Source organism: Streptomyces sp. NBC_01446, assembly GCF_026340095.1.
GTDB lineage: Bacteria > Actinomycetota > Actinomycetes > Streptomycetales > Streptomycetaceae > Streptomyces > Streptomyces aureus.
In genome coordinates, this window is sequence record NZ_JAPEPO010000001.1 from 489312 (window position 1) to 508004 (window position 18693).

Genomic DNA, 18693 nt, shown 5'->3' on the forward strand with positions numbered 1-18693 from the left:
TCCCGCGCGGATGGAGTCCGCTCGATCAGTGGTGTGCCGACGCGGCGGCGGTCCGCGCGGCCGTGAGTCCGAAGACGAGGGCCGAGGCGAGGCCGCCCGCGTAGGCGCGGTGCCACAGGCCGCCGGTGTCCGAGCCGGCGGCGAGCAGTCCGCGCAGCGGGCGGCCGTCCTCACCCAGGACGCGGGCGTGGTCGTCGATGCGCAGGCCGTGGAAGGGGAAGGTGATGGCCGGCACGGTCTCGATGACGTAGTACGGCGGCTCGGCGAGCGGAAGGCGGTCGAGTTCACGGCCCGGCGTGGGCCCCGGCTCCGCCGTGACCTGCTCGTTGAAGAGCTTGACGGCGTTGCGGACGGCCTCGCCGTCGTAGCCCCACTCCTGGGGCAGGTACGCGAGTTCGTCGAGGTCCCCGGCGAGTCCGACGCGTCCGCCGCGCCTGCTCGCGAGGGCGAACTTGTCGACGGCGACCGCGCCTTCGACGTACGAGCCGACGATCCAGTCGCGGAACACCCGGGCGTCGGCGATGAGGAGTCCGCGGCTCTCGGGCTGGTCGAGGAGGGCCATGGCGGTGAGGTGGTCGCCGAGTGTCTCGTCGGCGAACCGCTCGCTGCGCAGATTGAGCAGGAGGGCGTGCTCGCTGTAGTAGAGCGACATGTCGACGAAGTCGGCCGGGTCGGCGAAGGGGATGCCGCTCGGGATGAGGTGCCCGTAGAACCCGGCGTTCTCGCCGCCGGTGGCCGCGCCGATGCCGGTCGCGAGCCGGTGGCCGCCGCCCCTGCTGTGGGGGTTGGAGCGCAGTTGCATGCGGTCGGCGTGCGGGTGCACATGCGCGGTGCGCAGGTCCGTGTCGCCTTGGTGGCCGCCGGTGGCGACGAGGGTGGTCGTGGCACGTATACGGATGTGCTCGCCGTCGGCGCCGCGCACATCCGCGCCGACCACGGAGCCGTCCTCGACGAGGAGCTGCTCGGTCTCCGTCTCCAGGAGCAGGGTGCCGCCGCCGTCCACGATCAGCCGGCGGCAGGTGTCGACGTAGTGGTTGGTGTCGAACTGGTGGCCGCGACCGAAGCTGAGGATGGGCTGGGCGTCCTTGGCCTCGACGCCGATGGACCTGATCCATTCGATGCCGTCGGCGAACCGGTCCACGAGGGCGCGCTTGAGCGCGTGGTCACCGCGCGGATTGTGCCGGTCCATGGTCACGTGGTCGGGGGCGGTCCAGGCGTAGCCCGCGAAGCGCGCGGAGCCGCCGACGTCCGTGGCGATCTCGACGACGGCGACGGACAGACCGTCGCGGACGGCTCGGGCGGCGGCGGTCAGTCCGGCCATGCCCGCTCCGATCACGAGCAGGTCGACACCTTGAGGTTGCACGGTGGTTCTCCTCATCAGGAAATCTGTTGACGCTCGTTCGGTTCAGCCCTGCGCGGCGGCCATGGGGGCGTCCTCCTCGCCGTCGAAGTAGGCCTGTTCGGCCTGGGCGAGGAACTCCGGGTCGGCGGGCTCGCCCTGGGCGGCGACGCGGCCGTCGTGCAGGACGACGACCTCGTGGCAGGCGGACACGGCGCGGGTGAGTGACTGTTCCAGCAGGACGACCGTCATGCCCTCGCGGGCGAGACGGCCGAGGCGGGCGTACACCTCGGTGACCATCGCCGGTGACAGGCCGAGCGCCGGCTCGTCGACGATCAGCAGATCGGGCCGCGCCATCAGGGCGCGGGCGATGGCGAGGATCTGCTGTTCGCCGCCGGACAGCCCGGCGGCGGGCATCCCCATGCGCTCGCGCAGCCGGGGTGGCAGCCACTCGCCGGTCTGCTCGAGGCGGGTGCGCAGATCCGCGCCCTTGATGCCCGCGGCGTAGGCGGCGACCTCCAGGTTCTCCCGTAGCGAGAGAGTCTTGAACAGCGCGCGGCCCTCCGGCACGAGCGCGCTGCGCAGCTCCCCGTCGACCGTGCGCCGGCCTTCGGTGGGGGCGAGCGTGCCGTGCAGGATCTGGCCCAGGGTGCTCTTGCCCGCGCCGTTGGCGCCGACGACGCCGAGCACAGCGCCTCGGGCGACAGCCAGGTCGATGCCGCGCAGCGCGGTGACGCCGCCGTAGGAGTGGTCGATTGCGGTGAGGTGTACTGCGGTTCGCGTGAGGCCGTCGCGGCGCGGGAGTTCGACCCCGTCGCCGCCTTCGCCGAGGTAGGAGGAGCGGACCCGGGGGTCGTCCAGGATCGTGCCGGGCAGGCCCTCGCCGACGGGGCGGCCGAAGTCGAAGGCGACCACCCGGTGGGCGACGGCGAACAGGTCGTCGAGGACGTGGTCGATGATCACGACAGCGGTGCCGCGCTGCTGCTGGCGCACGATCTGCCGGGCGAGCAAGGTGCGTTCGGCGGCGTCGAGCCCGCCGAACGGCTCGTCGAGGACCAGCAGTTCGGGTTCCTCGGCGAGGGCTCTGGCCAGGTCGAGTCGCTTGTGCAGTCCGAACGGCAGCTCTGCGGGGCGGCGGTCGGCGAAGGGAGCGAGTCCGACGCTCTGAAGGAGTTCGGCGGCCTTGGCCCGGTGCTGTGCGGTGACGCGGCGGTGGGTGCACAGGATGTTCTCGGCGACGGTCAGCTCCGGGAACGTCTCGGCGTGCTGGAAGGTCCGTCCGATGCCGAGGCCGCGCCGCGCCGTGGACCGGCTCTTGAGCAGGGGCTTGCCCGCGTACTGCGCGTCACCGGTGACCCGGCCGCCGCCGACGAGCCCGGACAGGACGTTCAACAGCGTTGTCTTACCCGCGCCGTTGGGACCGATGATGGCGACGGTCTCCCCGGCCCGCACGGTCATCGACGCGCCTTCGAGTGCCTTCACGCCGCCGAAGGAGACCCCCACATCGTCGACGCGCAGCAGCTCGGGGGCGGTCGGCGCGGGGGCGGGCACGGGCGGCGCCGCTTCGGTCGCCTCGACGGGAGTGGGCGGCTGCGCGGTGGTGCGCGCCGACAGTCGCCGCAGTGCGCGCCCGAGGAAGGGCACCACCCCGCCGGGCAGGAACAGCAGAGCCGCGATGAGCACGACCCCCTGAAGGATCGGCTGGGGGACGCCCACGCTCTCGGCGGCTGTGGGCGCCCAGGTCAGATACGCGCCGCCGACCACCGCGCCGAGCAGCGTCCCCGCCCCGCCGAGGACGCACGCGGCGATCAGCGAGATCGCCAGGGCCAGCGAGAAGGGGTCGGGGCTGACGAACCCGACGACCAGGGCAAGCAGTACGCCCGCCAGTGCGGCGAACACGGCGCTGACGGCGAAGGCCAGCGCCGACTGCGCCTCGGGGGCGATGCCGACGGAACGGGCGGCCAGCGGATGGGACTTGGCGGCGACCAGGCGCATCCGCAGGGCGCTCGGCCGGGCCAGGGCGCCGACGGCGAGGGCCACTCCGGCCGCGCCCACGGCGATGTACTGGGCCTGCGTCCCGGCGCTGGCGAGCGTGCCGAGCCCGAGGGCACTGTGCAGCTTCTCCATCGGAATGCCCTGGTCGCCGCCGGTGACGCCGGTCCACTGGCCCATCACCTCCAGCGACACCATGGTGAACGCGAGGGTCAGCAGGGCCAGATACAGCATGGAGAACCGCGCGCCCGCGCCCCCGAGGAAGGCCCCGAAAGCCGCGGCACACCCGGCCGCCCCGAGCACGACGACCTCCAGCGACCAGCCGTGCGAGCTGCCGTACGCGGCGAAGTAGGCGCCCAGGGCGAAGAAGGCCGGATGGGCGATCGACCAGATACCGGCCCAGCCGGCGAGCAGGTTCACCGAGAGCACGAGGATCGTGTAGACACCGGCGAGCCCCACGGAGTAGGCCTGGAAGGGCGGGATGGCCCCGCTGTGCAGGACGAGGATGAGGGCGACCGCGGCGAGCGGCCCGAGCCCCGCCCTGAAGAGGTTGGAACGACTGAAGACGGACATGGAGCGCTCCCTCAGACCCGCTGGAACGCGCGCACGCCGAACAGCCCCTGCGGGCGGATCAGCAGCACGACGATGGTGAACGAGAACACGAACGTGTCCCGGTAGCCGGCCGACACATAGCTCGCGGCCAGGTTGTCGAGAACACCGACGGTCAGCCCGCCGATGACGGCGCCGTACATGCTGGTCAGGCCACCGAGGAAGATTCCGGCGAAGGCGCGGAACAGAGGGGCGCTGAGCACCGTGGGCAGCAGGCCGGCGCGGGGTGCGTAGAGGATCGCGGCCAGCGCACCGAGCCCGAGGCCCAGCGCCCAGGCGACTCGGGCGATGCGCTGTGAGCCGAGGCCGAGGATCTGCGCGGTGTCGGCGGACTCGGCGACGGCCCGCATGGCGGAGCCGATGGTGGTCCGTCCGAAGAGGTACGCCACGAGCGCCATGGCGACGGCCGCCACACCGATGGTCAGCAGGCTCTGCGTCGGAATCGCCGCGTCGCCGAACGAGACGGACCCGTCCACCAGGCTCGGGAAGAGCTGTGGCTGGTCGCCCCAGATCGTACTGATGACGCTCTCCGCGATGAGGGAGACGGCCATGGTCATCACCAGCGCCGAGAGCAACTCCCCGTGGGCCAGTGGCCTGATGACCGTCTCACGCGCGGCCAGGCCGACCGCCGCCGTGACGACGATCGCCGCTCCGGCGGCCAGGATGAGCGGCAGTCCCCTGTCGTACAGGGTCAGCGCCGCGTACAGCCCGATCGTCGCCAGGCTGGCGAGGGCGAAGTTCACCACGTCCGTCGCCCGATAGATGATCACAAGACCCAGCCCCATCAGGCCGTACACCGCGCCACTGGCGAGACCGCTCACCAGGACGAGCAGGAACTGATCCACGTCGACCGTCTCCTCGTGCCATACGCCCGCGTCCGGCGCCTCAGCACCACCGAGCAAGTACGAACTGAACTCAATTCATGGACCGTAAGCATTCCGCCGCGGCCGGGCAAGACCCGTGCACGAGTTGATTTCGCGCGCGCCGGACGCCCGGGCCCCCGGACCCGCATCCGGGACCGGCCCCAGAGAGGAGTCGGTCCCGGATGCGACGGAGCGGCGATCAGGCCGTGAAACGGCCGCCGTTGGCGAGCAGCACCGCTCCGACAAGGTTCGCCGAGGCGTCACTCGCCAGGAACAGGGCGATGTCACCGATCTCCTCGGGCGTCGCGTAAGGGCGCACCCGCGGATCGGCGAAGCCGTTGCGCAGCGCCTTCGGCGTGCGCGCGGCCATGCCGGTCTCGGTCGGGCCCGGCGCGACCACGTTGACCCGGATCCCGGAGGCGATGACCTCCTTGGCCACGGCCTGGCTCAGTGCGTGCACCCCGGCCTTGGACGCGGCGTAGTGGGGGTAGCCGACCGGGGCGTCGAAGGCCGACGACGATCCGATGACGACGATGGCGCCCGCTTCGGCCGGTCGCATCGCCCGCACCGAGGCACGCAGCACATGGAACGTCCCGTCGAGGTTGACCTGCATGACGCGCCGCCAGGAGGCATCGTCCAGCCGGTCGGTGACCTCCGGCGGACGCCCCTCGACCAGTGCGTCCGCGATGAGCTGTTTGGCCTGCGGGTCGTCGACCCCGGCGGCGTGCACGACCACGTCGAGCCGGCCGTGTTCGCGCACCACGTCCGCGACGGCGCCCTCGACCGCGGCCGCGTCGGCCACGTCGAGCGCGACCGCGGCCGCGGCCGCGGCGGGCAGTTCGGCGGCGACGGCCTTGACGGCGTCACCATTCAGGTCGGCCGCCACCACGTACCGCGCCCCCTCCGCCGCCAGCTGCCGCGCGATCGCGGCCCCCATGCCCGAACCGGCCCCGGTCACCAAGGCGACCTTGTCCGTGAACCGCCCCTGCCGCACAACCTCGCTCATGATCCGACCCTTCCTCACGTCAACCACGATCACTACTGAACTGACTTCATCTCTGTTATCGTCACGACCACCGAGCTGACAAGACCCTGGACGGTGAAGATGAAGGCGCTACGGCTGAAGGACTGGGGACGCGAGCCGGAACTCACCGAGGTCGACCGCCCGGCGCCCGGAGCGGGAGAGGTCCTGGTGCGAGTGGAGGCCGCGGGGCTCTGCCACTCCGACATCCATGTCCTCGACGCCACCCCGGGCACGCTCCCCTACCGGGTGCCGTTCACGCTCGGTCATGAGATCGCCGGGCATGTCGCCGCCCTCGGCCCCGGCGCGGACGGCGGCCCGGCACCGGGTGAGCGCGTCGTGGTCCACGGCCCGTGGGGCTGCGGCACTTGCACGCGATGCGCCGCCGGGCAGGACAACTACTGCGACCGGCGCGGCAGTCTCGACTGGCACGGAGCGGGACTCGGCCGCGACGGCGGAATGGCCGAGTACGTACTCGTCCCCACCGCCCGCCACCTGGTGCCGATCGGCGACCTTCCGGCCGACCAGGCCGCTCCGCTCTCCGACGCCGGCCTGACCTCGTATCACGCCGTCGCAGGCGTGCGGAACGCGCTCGGCGCGGGCACCACGGCCGTAGTCATCGGAGTCGGCGGCCTCGGGCACCTGGCCGTCCAGATCCTGCGCGCGACCACCCCGAGCCGCGTACTCGCCGTCGACATACGGCCCGAGGCCCTCGCTCTCGCGGACCGCTCCGGCGCGCACCTGAGCATCCCGATGGACTCCGACACCGCCGCCGCACTGCGGAAGGCGACCGGCGGGGTCGGCGTGGACGCCGTGCTCGACTTCGCGGGGGCACAGCCGACGCTGGAACTCGCCACCCAAGTCCTACGCCCTGGCGGCGAGTTGGCGATCGTGGGCAGCGGCGGCGGCCAGCTCACCGTCCGCAAACCGGGCTTCCTGCCGCCGGGCGTCCGCCTCTCACTACCGTTCTGGGGCACGCGCCAGGAGCTGGTCGAGGTCATCGCCCTGGCCCGCGCGGGCGCCCTGCACGTGGAAACGGAACAACTCCCGCTGCGCTCGGCACCCGAGGCCATGGACCGGCTTCGGCGCGGGCTGATCAGGGGGCGAGCGGTGCTGGTGATGTCCGGCTGACAGCCCGTTCGGCGCAGCTGCGGATCTTCCAGGCCTTCCTGACGGCAGCGCGGAGTTCGAGTCCGCGCTTGAGGATCTTCCCCCTTGGGGTTACAGGGGAGGGCATCGACGAAGTGGACCCAGCGGGGCTTCTTCTACGAGGCGACCTTCTCCCGGGTGAAGTCGATCAGTTCCTGCTCGGTGGGCTGCCCCCCGCCGAGGCGCAGGACAACGACGGCGGTCGCCTCCCTCGCCCCAGGTCTCAAGCGGGACAGGGCCAACTTCGTTGCGCACGCAGCTCAGTTCTGAGGCTCGTCCTGCAGCGCCAGGTCGGCGAGCCACGGCCCGTACGGCATCGCGTTCAGGGCCAACGCTGTCCCGCCGTCGGACCTCGCGGCCGAGTCTGGAGGACGGTCAACGCCACCTCACGGCGCCGACAGTCCTCCTCCGGTCGCGGCCGCGAGGTCGGCAGCGGTCCAGGCCATCGCGAGGGCGCCGTCGAGGACGGCGCGGTCGGCAGCCGCAGTGACACACGCGGCGGTGAACTCGGGCTGGTGGTTGACCGCGGGTGCGCAGTCGAGGCCGAGCATGGGATGGATGGTGGGCACGACGTGCGAGACGTTGCCCATGTCGGTGGCTGCCCCGACCACCCCGCTGCCCGGCAGGTCGGGGAAGGTGCGGCCGAGGGCTTCGGCGTTGGCCCGGTACAGCGCGAGCATCCCGCGGTCGGGGCGCATGTCGGCGTAGTCGGGGCCTACCGGGTCTGTCGACAGTTCGCATCCGGTGGCCAGCGCCCCGGCCTCGAAGCAGCGCTGTACGCGTGCCTTGAGCGGCGCGAGGGCCTTCAGGGTGTCGGAGCGGACGATCCATCGGCCCCTGCTGGCGTCGGGGATCACGTTCGGCGCGGTGCCCGCCTCGGTGACGATGCCCTGGATGCGGTCCGTACTCGTGGTCTGCTGGCGCAGCAGTCCGACGGCCACCTGGGCGACGGTCATGGCGTCGGCGGCGTTGACACCGCGCTCGGGGTAGGCGCCCGCGTGCGCGGGCGTCCCTCGGTAGGAGACGTCGAACATGGAGACCGCGGAGCCGGGCATCGCTGCCATCTCCACGGCCGCCGGATGCACCATCATCGCCGCGTCCACTTCGTCGAAGGCCCCGCGCTCGAGCATCAGGACCTTGCCGCCGCCACCCTCCTCCGCCGGTGTTCCGAGCACGGTGACCGTGAGTCCGAGGTCGTCGGCGAGGCCGGCCAGCCCCCGTCCCGCGCCGACCGCGGCGGCGGCGATGATGTTGTGCCCGCAGGCGTGCCCGATGTCCGGCAGCGCGTCGTACTCCGCGCAGATCGCGATGCGCAGCGGCCCCGAACCCACGGTGGCGCGGATCGCGGTGGGCAGGCCGTAACAGCCGTGTTCGACGTCGAATCCGGCTGCGCTCAGCCGCTCGGATATCCACGCGCTGGCACGCACCTCCTCGAAGCCCAACTCGGGGTGGGCGTGAATCAGATGGGACAGTTCCACCAGGCTGCGCTCCGCCGCCCGGATGCGCCGTTCGATCGCGCTCTTGGGCGTCATCGGTGCGGCCTTCACGACGCGAGTCGAGCGGCGATGTGCACGGAGGAGGGACGGGTGGCGGCGTCGTAGGCCGCGACCGCACCGGTGGCGCCCATTCCACTGTCGCCTGCCGGTTCGTAGAGCCGTTCCGGGCCGCCGCCCTGCCACTGGTTGATCCAGACGACGCCTGCGGGAATCCGGGCGGCCGCGGCCATGTGGTCGGGGTCGTCGGTGTAGACGGTGGCGGCGAGGCCGAAGCGGGACCGGGACGCCCGCTCGATCCCCGCCGCGAACGAGGGGACGACCACAACGGGGGCAAGCGGCCCGAAGGTCTCCTCGTTCATGACGAGCATCGACTCGTCGACGCCGGTCAGCACCGTGGCCGGGTAGAAGAATCCCCGGCCGGCCGGCTCGACACCGCCGGCCCGGATCGTCGCACCCCGCTCGACGGCGTCTGCGACGTGCCGGCGGACGATGTCCCGCTGGCGTTCGTCGACGAGCGGGCCCATCATGACGCCCTCGTCGTGGCCGTCGCCCATGGTGTACGTCCCTGCTGCCTCGACCAGGGCCTCGACGAACGCGTCGGCGACCTCCTCGTGTACGTAGATGCGCTCCATGGACGTACAGATCTGACCGGTGTTGATGAAGGCGCCGAACGCGACGGCTGCCGCTGTCGCCCGGGGGTCGACGCCCGCATCGACGACGACAGGGTCCTTGCCGCCGAGTTCGAGCACTGCTCGGTGCAGTCGCTCGCCGGTGCCCGCGCCGACCTTCCGTCCGGCTTCGACGGATCCGGTGAAGTGGACCAGCTGTATCTGTTCGTGCTCGGCCAGCGGTCCCCCGGCGCGCGCGTCGCCGAGCACCAGGTTCACCACGCCCGGCGGCAGGTTCAGCAGCTCGAAGAGCCGCACGGCCGACAGCGGCGACTTTTCCGACGGTTTGACGACCACGGTGTTGCCCGCTGCCAGCAGGGGGCCGAGAGCACCGAGCACCATGGTCACCGGGAAGTTCCACGGCGTGATCACCGCGGTGGCGCCGAGCGGGTGGCGCAGGATCCTCGTCGAGCCGCCGTCGTCATGAGCGACGGTCTCCTCGAAGCCGTACGACAGTGCCTGGCCCGCGGATGCCTTGAGACCGGCCACGGCACCGTCGATGAATGTGCGGCCGATGCCGACGGGCTTGCCCATCTCACGGCACTCGAGCTCGGCGAGTTCGTCGGCGTGCTCGGCGACGACGTCGGCCCACGCGGAGATCCACGCCACGCGTTCGGCCAGGAGCAGCGCCGCCCACGCGGGCTGCGCCTGTACCGCAGCCGCCACGGCGCGGTCGACGTCGTCCCGGCAGCCACCGGGAGCGCGGGCGACGGCATTCTCGGTCGCCGGGTTGACGACGTCGAGCAGCGTGTCGCCCAGGGAGTCCTCCCAGATGCCGCCGATCAAGTTCTGCAAGGTCTTCATCGGGAAGCTCTCCTCCATATGCCGGAAGCGGGACGCGCGCCGGGGCCGCGGCGCCGCGGAATCGGTCGGGCGGACGTGGGTGCCTCAGTCGAGGCGGTCGGCCATGAGCTCACCGGCCATGATCGTGGCCAGGTTCGTGTTGGCCCGGGGCACGGAGGGGAAGACCGAGGCGTCGACCACGCGCAGGCCGTCCACACCGAGGACCCGGCAATCGCTGTCGACGACCGTGTCGGAGCCGTCGGCCGTCCCCATGCGGCAGGTGCTGGTGCCGTGTTGGGCGTCCACGACCGTGCCCAGCAGGTGGTCGTCGAGTTCGCTGTCGCTGTCCAGCACGGAGAACAGAGCCTCGTTCTCGCGCTCGAGCGGGCCCTCCGTGATCTCCGCCGTCTCCGGCCTGCGCGCCAGGTCGACCAGCGCCCGTACGCCCTGCCGCATGCGGGACAGGTCCCGCTCGTCGGAGAGCATCCGCTGGTGCACCAGCGGATGGTCCGCCGGGTCGGTCGATGCCAGGGTCAGCACACCCCGGGACCAGTTCTGGTTCAGCCAGACTCCGAAGGCTCCCGATGCGGTGGCGCTCGACGCGGTCGCCATGGCCAGCACGTTCTGGTTGAGCGACACGAACATCACGTCGTCTTGCGGGGCAGCGGCACCGCTGCTCCACCGGACGCACACGTTGGTGTGCCGGTCGTGCGCCGTCTTGACGGCTGCCTGCGGTGTCAGCGGGAGCGACACCAGAGTCATCGGGTGGTCCTGCATCCCGCGGCCGACCGGAAGGTCGTGGCGCACGTCGATGTCGAGCGAACGCAGGTGCTGCGCGGGGCCGATGCCGGAGCGCAGGAGGATGGCAGGAGAGTGGATGACGCCGGCGCTGAGGACGACCGTGTCGGCGTGCTCGGTCACCACCCTTCCGTCCACGAGCAGTTGGACGCCGACCGCCCGGTTCCCGTCGAAGAGCACGCGGTCGACCAGGGCCTCTCCCCTGACGGTGAGGGTGCTCAGGTGGCGGGCCCGCTCCAGGTACGCGTCGTTGACCGACACCCGCCGACCGCCACGCGAGTTGATCGGATAGGGCGACACTCCGGTCGCGGCCGGTGCGTTGACGTCCGCGGCCCAGCGGAACCCCGCGGCGAGCGCGGAATGGGCGAGGGCGGCATCCACGCCGCCCCACTCGTCCTGCGGCGTCCGGTGGATCGGCGTCGGCCCACCGCGGCCGTGGTACGGCTGATCACCGAACTGCTCGTCGTCCTCGAGCTTCGCGAAGGACGGCAGCACGTCCTCGGGCGACCAGCCCCGGCACCCCTGTGCCGCCCAGTCCTCGAAGTCCGCCATCGGCGGCCGGATCGCGATCTGCCCGTTGATCGACGAGCTGCCGCCGACACCCCGGCCGCGCCAGTACGGCGACTGCTGCTGCTTGTCGGTGCGCGAAGAGTTCAGGCCCGTCCAGACCAGCCCCTCGGCCGCCGCGGGGTCCATGAGCGCGACCGCGGGGTTGGGCGAGCGCCATGCCTCGTGCATCTGCGCCGAGCGGTAGTCGGGGCCCGCCTCGAGGAGCAGGACCCGCTTGCCCTTCTGTGCCGAGCGAACCGCGAGCGCGGCGCCCGCAGAACCCGCACCCACCACGATGACGTCCCACCCGATGCCCGTCATGTCATGTCTCCCACCTGGGGTGAACAGCCTCGGCCCCGGTTCCGGCCGGATAGCTCTGGACTGGTACTCTGCGCTCCATCGAGAGTTCAGTCAACATTGAACGTTCATTTTTTTCTGACTTTACGGGAGGCCCCGTGCCCGACGCGGCCGAAGGCGGCAGCGACGACGCCCACGACGCGCTCATCGAGGAGTTCGGCACGCACATCGGCCGGGCGATGGGCTGGCCGCGCATGGCCGGCCGCGCCGCCGGGGTGCTGATGCTGAGCGAGAAGCCGCTGACCCTGGGTGAACTCCAGGACACCCTCGACGCGAGCAAGGGGTCGGTCTCCGAAACGACGCGCCTGCTCATCGCCAACGGCACCGTGGAGCGCTTCAAGGAAACGGGGCAGCGGCACTTCGTCTACCGCTGGCGTGATGACGCCTGGATCGGCTGCCTGCAGCACATCGTCGCTTCGACGACCCAACTGCGAGAACTCTCCGAGCACGCGCAGGAGCGGGGCGCGGGGATGCCGGAGGTACAGCGCGAGCGGCTGCGCGAGATGCACGAGTACTACCGCTTCATGGTGGGACATCTCGAGACACTGCTGACCGACTACACCGCGGGCCGGAAGGAACGTAAGGCACGATGACCGGAGTTCGCCGCGATGATGCCCTCGGCCTGGGCGGTGAGGAACTCCCGCCAGGTCGTGCCGGAGCGACGCGGCGCCGGTTCCACGCCCGCCGCATTCAAGGTCTCCCACACTGCCGAGGCGCGATCCGATGCCCGAGTCGGGCCAACTCGCCCTGGATCCGCCTGTGCCCCACCTCGGACACTCCATGGCGAGTCGATGTTCGGTTCAACACCCATGACTTCGACTTCACGACCAAGGCATAGTGAGGTTGCTGTGGGACCCGTAGATGTCCTTCAGGCCACAGATGTGTCCGGCCTCATGGGTGCCGAGAGAGCGAACATCAACCTTCCCGCAACCGCTGGTGGGCGCGACGTCCTTGGTTCTGCGTAGCATCTACTGACCCGGGGCGACCACTCCGGAAAGGCGGTAATTGGGTGAATTCCGCAACCATAGGCCGGAGAGGCTCAGCCCGGATCCACCGGCTTGATGTCTGTGGATGACTCTCGGGGAAACGAGAAAGTGCCTTGTGACCTGCGATGATGGGGTTTCTCTAGGACCACATCAGGCACGATCGACAAGGCACTTCCGAGATGCAATCTTCCCATGCCGCCGCGAAGGTCTCCGCACGGTTCGATGATCCGAATCTGGTCGGGTACGGCGGACTGGAGCCGGTGGTGCGCCTGGCCGAGCGGTGCGGACTGCCCGCGCTGGCCAGCGAACACGTCCGGTTGCCGGTCTCGAAGGACGGCACGGGTGCCTTCCCCGCGGCGAAGCTGATGTCGCTGGTGGGCGGCATGGTCGCGGGCGCGGACAGCATCGATGACATGGACCGGCTGCGGCACGGCGCTCTGCCGCGCCTGTTCGCCGGGGTGCGGGCGCCGTCCACGCTGGGCTCGTTCCTGCGTTCCTTCACTCACGGGCACGTGAAGCAACTGCACGCGGTGGCACGGAGGTTCCTGCCCGAACTGGCCGCGCACACCGGGCTGCTGTCCGGCGCCGAATCGGTCGCCCATGTGGACATCGATGACACGATCCGCCGCACCTACGGCTACGCCAAGCAGGGGGCGGGTTACGGATACAGCAAGGTCAAGGGCCTCAACGCGCTGCTCGGGATCGTCTCCACACCCCTGTCCGCCCCCGTGATCGCCGCCACCCGTCTGCGCAAGGGCCCGACCAACTCCGCACGCGGGGCCGCCGCCTTCGTCGCCGAGACCATCCGCACGTCCCGCGCCAGCGGCGCTACCGGACTGCTCCTCGTGCGGGCCGACTCCGCGTTCTACGGCGCCGACGTCATCGGCGCCTGCCGGGCCCTGGATGCCCGCTTCTCCGTCACGGTGCGGATGAACGCCTCGATCAAGGCCGCGATTGCGGGCATCGACGAAGCCGCATGGAAAGCGGTCAAGTACCCGAAGGCGGTGTGGGACGAAGAGGGGCAGTGCTGGATCTCGGACGCGGAGATAGCCGAGGCCACCTACACCGCCTTCACCTCCAAGCCGAAGAATCAGCAGGTCACCGCCCGCCTGATCGTGCGCCGCGTCAAGCGCCTCAACCCCGGGGCGATCCCCGAGGGGCAGGGCACGCTTTTCGACACCTGGCGCTATCACGGCGCGTTCACCAACTCTCCGCTCTCCCTGGCCGCTGCCGAGCGTGATCACAGGCGTCACGCAGTCGTGGAACAGGTGATCGCGGATGTGAAGAACGGCCCGTTCGCGCACGCCCCCTCCGGGCACTTCCAGGCGAACGCAGCCTGGCTCGCCCTGGCCGCCCTCGCGCACAACCTGACCCGCGCCGCCGGCACCCTGGCATCCGCCTTCCACGCCAAGGCGACCACCGGCACAATCCGCGACCACCTGATCAACGTGCCTGCTCGGCTGGCACGTTCGGCCCGCCGCCTTACTCTCCACCTGCCCCAACGCTGGCCCTGGCGGGACGACTTCACCCAGCTCTTCGACCTCGCACACGCGCCACCACCCGCCGTCGACAAGCCTTGACCACCCCGCCCGCAAGGGCCTGAGACCTCCGAGCATGTGGAAAAGCTGGGCAGACCAGCGGGCACCCCATGCCCGAATCCGCAGCTCGGCCTCGGACCGCCCCCGAACCACCCGAAACGATCACTCCAAAATCAAGCCGGTGGATCCGGGCTCAGTCGCCAAAATAGTGGTGCTGGCGGCAGCAGGCGTGATGTCCGTTGCTTGTTCGTCCTCCAGTGACGGCGAAACCGACGCGTCGTGCGAGTACCGAGTTGAGCACAAAGAGCACACGTATTCAGACGTGGCTAATGCTCACTTCAAGATCGGTAAGAAGCTGGGAGAAGCCACCTTCCCGCCCTGTAGCGACTCCTCGAACGACGGGGGCGGTCAAGCATCGCCGGATTCGACGGTCGCCTACGAGATCGTGGGAGTGTCTCCCAAGGTTGCTATTGCGGTGGATGACGCGCCCGATGATGTCCTCTTCGTAGAAGTCGGCACAGACAACGACCTTCCCCCTGAAATCAAGAAGCTGCTCAAGAAGTCCTGATGTCTCTCCTGAGGGAAGACCCCCTGATGGCTCTTGGTTGGCCGCGGGGGCATCGGGGAGATGGCACGGGTGACGGGTCTGATGCGGGCGGACCTGGCGGCTTTCGCGTCGCCGCGACGGGCCGACCTGCCGAACTCGGCCAGGTAGTCGGGCACCACATGGCGGCTCTGTCACAGCCGCCACCACCGGCTCGCGTAGTAACTCCTGCCCCTCAGTCTGTACGGCACGGTTTCAGTAAGAGCGCCGCCCCGCGCCGTCTCACGTCCGCCTGGGCCCGATCCGCTTGGCCCGCTGATTGAGGCGACTGCGCAGGCGTACGTTCACCACGAACCCGACGAGGAGGACGAGCACGGCGAGGCTGGCCGCCTGCCAGACCACGCTCTTGAGCACCGTCACCACGCCGATGAACGCGATGCCCAGGAGGAACACCATCTCCCGGAGTTCTTTCTTGAGCTGATAGGAGCGACTGCACCTTATGCGCACCGTGGCCAGCCACTGGCCGTCCAGCCCGAGCCCCGACCACAGCCGCCGGTCCAGGAACACCCAGGGCAGATCCGGAAAGGTCCCTAGTGCGTCCAGCGAACTCGGATAGCGGCTCGTCATGTCGCCGCCATGCAACTCCTTGCGGCGCTCCTGGACTTCCTCGCTGGTGCGGATCGCCTTGAGCTGGAGCACGGGCACCGTACCGTCGTCGTAGGGGAAGCCCTCCAGCACCACCTCGTCCCCGCTGGCGACACCGAGAAGTTCGAGCGTCAGCGTGTCCAGCAGGCACACCTCCTGCTCCGCGCTGGCCCGGTCACCGTCCTGGACACGGCAGGTCACATAGTTGGCATGGCCGAACAAGGTGTCCTTCCATCTGCGCCGCGGGTGGGGCAGACGCGCGGCACGCACCGTGACGGCCTCTCCCGGTTCGAGGCCGACTCCGACACGCAGCGAATGATCGACCTCGACCCTGCGTGTCTCCTGGGCCGGTATGTCCTCGGCCACGATCACCGTGGCCAGCGTGCCGAGCCGCTCATGGCGCGCCGGGGGGATCTGGGCGTTCTGGACGATGGCGAGCTGGGGGTTACCCAGGGCGGCTGAGACCGCGCTCGATAAGCGGACGACGCCGGCGCCGCGCTGGTCGAAGCCATCCGGGGTGCGCCCGGTGTGATAGGCCCCGGTCGGGACCGAGTTCGCGGGGTGGATATCGTCGTAGACCGTATTGGCAGGCTCGCCGGTGACGTACTGGCGCAGTCCCGAGTCCGTCAGACGTCCCTCGTCGGCGAACAGACGGGTGCCCTTCTCGCAGAGCTGCCCGTTCCCGCGGGCCCGTGAGCTGAACTCCTCGGGTGTGTCCCCGAACCACTCTCTGAGCTGACGGGACTCCGAGAGGAGCTCGGTGAGAAGCTGGCGCTCGCCGGGATGCGGACGGGGGTCCCCGGAGCCACCATGGAGGACTCCGTAGCGGTGCACATAGAGGTAGGCGCCGCCGAGCAGTTCACCCGATTCCAGTGCCATCGGGAAGTCCTCGGGCGGCAGAAGCACCCGGTCGTACTCGCCGTCGGGATCGGAGATTCCCTCGCTGGCGTCGACGATCTCCAACTGGGCGGCGTCGAGCCATGTGATGAACAGGTCCCGGCTCAGCCCGGGCGTGTGGAACGGCGACGAGGAGACATAGCCCAGCGGGCTGACGTACGCCGAGACCCCAATACCGATCCCTGTCACCCGCGCCTTCACCATCGGGATCGTGGACGAGACCCCAAGTCCCTCCATCTTGTGCCGCAGTTGGGCCGGGCAGGCATTGGAGCCGACCGAGATGACGGGGAAGCGGTCGCCGACCAGGGTCTGGTTGGCGCTCATCAGCGCGTAGTTGAGGGGAACGGGGCCGTCGCCCGTCTTGCCGGCGCGAAAGCCACCGGGAGGTTGCTCCACCATCCACTTGGCGAGCCGCCGGTTCTCCATGGCTTTGAGGCGCAGGTACCGGTTCTGATGCAGGAGACCGGATTCCGTCGGCCAGGCGCCAGGGTAGATGAGGGGGTGCTCGCGGGGGGCTTCGGAGAGACCGAGTGCTTCGAGCGTACGATCGTCCACTGTGCCGTCAGGCCTTTCGCCGTCGGATGGCTGCCCTGGGATGACGAGTGCGCGGTCATCGTGAGTTGTACGCGGTCATCGTAAGGAACCGAAGGCCGTCCTCATAGAGGGCCCGAACCCGGCGTGTTCAGTCCACCGGCGGCAGTTCCTGTCCCGCTCGGAAATACGATTCCGGGTCTGGCCTGCAGCTTCTCCGCGTCCGGCGCCGACCTGCACAGCGCCGGGGACGATCTGACGATGCCGCTGTCGATCGTCACCGCGCCGGCCCGAAACCTGATCAAGGCGTCCGCTGCCGTGCTGCACAGCCGCATGGCCAAGGACGCAGAAGTCCTGGCGTCATGGCACGAGAACGCGTTGCTGCGCAGGCAGCCAGATCCCCCGAGTCCGCTACGTACCCGCCGACCGGATCTGGCTCTCCGTCCGGTCCCGGCTGGTCCCCGGGAGCGCCGGCGCCAAGTATTCGCAGTCACGCGAGAACAGCAGGGGCGGCGTCTTCTGCACGGCCGCGAGGACGGTGGCCTCCCACGTCGTGGCGGGCAGAGTCACGATCGCGACCAGGAGGACGGCGACCGCGCTGAGCGAGGAGCCCAGCACGTCGCTGGCCTGGCCTGGCCTGTTCAGTTAGAGGCGGAAGTCGCGGTGGCGCCGCAGACTCGAGTCTGCAACTGCTGTCATGCCCGGCCGTCCACCGTTGTCGTGGCTGATGTGCCGTGGGCGAAAGGCGTGAAGTGTGCGGGCGTGTGGTCGATGGGCAGGTCAGGACGCCAGGCTGTGAGGATCTGGGCGCTGCACACGAACAGGCCGTCAGGAAGCCGATCAAGAGGGTGCCAGGCCCAGTCACCGACGCTTTCGTTCGGCTGCGTGGCCGGCTGTCCCCGCCAGGTGTGGACGAGCGCGCCGACGGTGACCCGAAGGACGCCTTCGACGTGGTCGAGGAGGCTGCCCAGGAGCGTGACGTCACCAGGGCGGGCCATCAGACCGGTCTCCTCGCCGAGTTCGCGGACCACGGTGGCTTCGAAGGACTCACCGGCCTCGACGGTTCCACCGGGCAGTTCCAAGGTGCCTCGACGATGGCGGCCCAGCAGGATTCCCTGCTCGCTGACGAGGATGGCTCCGACACCGACGGCCGCGTGCGCCACCGGCGGCCTGCTGCTCCGGGGGCGGCTGGAACTCCGCGGCGGCCGGGCGGGCAGTCGGCGGGCGCGGATGAGCTGCTGGACGACCAGGGCGTTGTCGTCAGGATGGTGCAGCAGGTCGATGGACTCGACCCTGAAGCCGTACTCGGTGAGCAGGTCCTCCCACAGCTGCGGCGCCAGGACCCACATCTGGGTCGGCAGGGGCGGGTCGTCGCGCAGCAGGATCATCTGCTCGCGCGGTGCCACCTGCGTGGACGGGCCGCGGCCGTGCAAGTCGGTGTGCAGGAGCGAGAGAATCAGTGGCGCACCGGCACGCAGTCCGTCGCGCAGGGCGGGCAGTGCCCGGTGCGGCTCGATGTAGGCCAGGGTGCCGATGGCGTACGCGGCGTCGAACGGCTCGGCCTCGGCGAGGTATGCGGCCACGTCTCCCTGTGTGAATTCCACGTCCTGAACGTCCGCGTGGGTGGAGACGGCGCGTTCGTGCTGGGTCGGGGACAGCTCGATTCCGGTGACGCGAGCGCCGTGGGCTCGCGCGAGATGCACAGCGTGGTGGCCGGCCCCGGAGCCGATGTCCAGGACGCGGCGGCCGGTGATGTCGCCGAGGACTTCAGCCCCTGGTCCGCCCCCCTCCCAGGGCCAGGGCGTCCAGGACATCTGGACGGGGACAGGTGGTGTGTAGGCGCGGGTCAGCTGGCGCTGGCCATAGATCTTCCAGGCTTGGGCGTTGATGTCCTCGATGGGCACGGTGCCTCCTCGGTGGGCGGGACG

Annotated in this window: 14 protein-coding genes and 1 pseudogene; 4 read left to right on the forward strand and 11 right to left on the reverse strand. The window is 70.2% G+C overall.

The features are described 5' to 3' along the window. Positions 1 to 25: 25 nt before the first annotated feature. From OG456_RS02205 to OG456_RS02220, 4 genes are all read right to left on the reverse strand, one after another. Complete coding sequence (locus tag OG456_RS02205) at positions 26 to 1363, reverse strand: FAD-binding protein (protein WP_266556692.1); 1338 nt, start codon at positions 1361 to 1363, stop codon at positions 26 to 28. Between the two features lie 42 nt (positions 1364 to 1405). Continuing rightward, on the reverse strand, positions 1406 to 3904 hold the full coding sequence (locus OG456_RS02210) for an ATP-binding cassette domain-containing protein (protein ID WP_266556694.1): 2499 nt from the start codon (positions 3902 to 3904) through the stop codon (positions 1406 to 1408). Positions 3905 to 3915: 11 nt separating this feature from the next. Continuing rightward, positions 3916 to 4842 carry a branched-chain amino acid ABC transporter permease gene (locus OG456_RS02215; RefSeq protein WP_266556696.1) on the reverse strand — a complete coding sequence of 309 codons (927 nt, stop codon included), beginning with the start codon at positions 4840 to 4842 and terminating at the stop codon, positions 3916 to 3918. A gap of 160 nt (positions 4843 to 5002) precedes the next feature. Further along, positions 5003 to 5809, reverse strand: a complete 807-nt coding sequence (locus OG456_RS02220; RefSeq protein WP_266556698.1) for an SDR family NAD(P)-dependent oxidoreductase — start codon at positions 5807 to 5809, stop codon at positions 5003 to 5005. A gap of 99 nt (positions 5810 to 5908) precedes the next feature. On the opposite strand from OG456_RS02220, the gene OG456_RS02225 reads away from it, so the two are divergent. Continuing rightward, a complete protein-coding gene (locus tag OG456_RS02225; RefSeq protein ID WP_266556700.1) occupies positions 5909 to 6955 on the forward strand; it encodes an NAD(P)-dependent alcohol dehydrogenase in 1047 nt (348 codons plus the stop codon). A gap of 404 nt (positions 6956 to 7359) precedes the next feature. On the opposite strand, the gene OG456_RS02230 is transcribed toward OG456_RS02225, so the two are convergent. From OG456_RS02230 to OG456_RS02240, 3 genes are all read right to left on the reverse strand, one after another. Next, the gene (locus tag OG456_RS02230; protein WP_266556702.1) at positions 7360 to 8520 is read right to left on the reverse strand and encodes a M20 family metallopeptidase; all 1161 of its coding nucleotides are present in this window, start codon (positions 8518 to 8520) and stop codon (positions 7360 to 7362) included. Then, positions 8517 to 9941: an aldehyde dehydrogenase gene (locus tag OG456_RS02235; protein WP_266556704.1), complete on the reverse strand. Its 1425-nt coding sequence runs from the start codon at positions 9939 to 9941 to the stop codon at positions 8517 to 8519. The genes OG456_RS02230 and OG456_RS02235 overlap by 4 nt, the downstream gene beginning before the upstream one ends. An 84-nt stretch (positions 9942 to 10025) precedes the next feature. Then, positions 10026 to 11588 (reverse strand): GMC family oxidoreductase, encoded by a 1563-nt coding sequence (locus OG456_RS02240; protein WP_266556706.1) that lies wholly within the window; start codon positions 11586 to 11588, stop codon positions 10026 to 10028. A 134-nt stretch (positions 11589 to 11722) separates the two neighbouring features. On the opposite strand from OG456_RS02240, the gene OG456_RS02245 reads away from it, so the two are divergent. After that, complete coding sequence (locus OG456_RS02245; RefSeq protein WP_266556708.1) at positions 11723 to 12217, forward strand: GbsR/MarR family transcriptional regulator; 495 nt, start codon at positions 11723 to 11725, stop codon at positions 12215 to 12217. Between the two features lie 5 nt (positions 12218 to 12222). Here the strand turns inward: OG456_RS02245 and OG456_RS02250 are convergent. Beyond that, positions 12223 to 12389: pseudogene (locus OG456_RS02250) on the reverse strand (integrase); the annotation flags it as partial. Positions 12390 to 12789: 400 nt separating this feature from the next. Between OG456_RS02250 and OG456_RS02255 the strand changes: the two are divergent. After that, the gene (locus tag OG456_RS02255) at positions 12790 to 14190 is read left to right on the forward strand and encodes an IS1380 family transposase (protein ID WP_266556710.1); all 1401 of its coding nucleotides are present in this window, start codon (positions 12790 to 12792) and stop codon (positions 14188 to 14190) included. A gap of 139 nt (positions 14191 to 14329) precedes the next feature. After that, a complete protein-coding gene (locus OG456_RS02260; RefSeq protein ID WP_266556712.1) occupies positions 14330 to 14716 on the forward strand; it encodes a DUF6281 family protein in 387 nt (128 codons plus the stop codon). A 258-nt stretch (positions 14717 to 14974) separates the two neighbouring features. Here the strand turns inward: OG456_RS02260 and OG456_RS02265 are convergent, their stop codons facing one another. The 3 genes from OG456_RS02265 to OG456_RS02275 all read right to left on the reverse strand — a co-directional run bounded on the left by OG456_RS02265 (position 14975) and on the right by OG456_RS02275 (position 18669). Then, positions 14975 to 16789: a hypothetical protein gene (locus tag OG456_RS02265; RefSeq protein ID WP_266556714.1), complete on the reverse strand. Its 1815-nt coding sequence runs from the start codon at positions 16787 to 16789 to the stop codon at positions 14975 to 14977. Between the two features lie 387 nt (positions 16790 to 17176). Beyond that, positions 17177 to 17383 (reverse strand): hypothetical protein, encoded by a 207-nt coding sequence (locus OG456_RS02270; RefSeq protein WP_266556715.1) that lies wholly within the window; start codon positions 17381 to 17383, stop codon positions 17177 to 17179. 77 nt (positions 17384 to 17460) lie between these two features. Further along, positions 17461 to 18669 carry a bifunctional class I SAM-dependent methyltransferase/NUDIX hydrolase gene (locus OG456_RS02275; protein ID WP_266556717.1) on the reverse strand — a complete coding sequence of 403 codons (1209 nt, stop codon included), beginning with the start codon at positions 18667 to 18669 and terminating at the stop codon, positions 17461 to 17463. Positions 18670 to 18693: the final 24 nt, after the last annotated feature.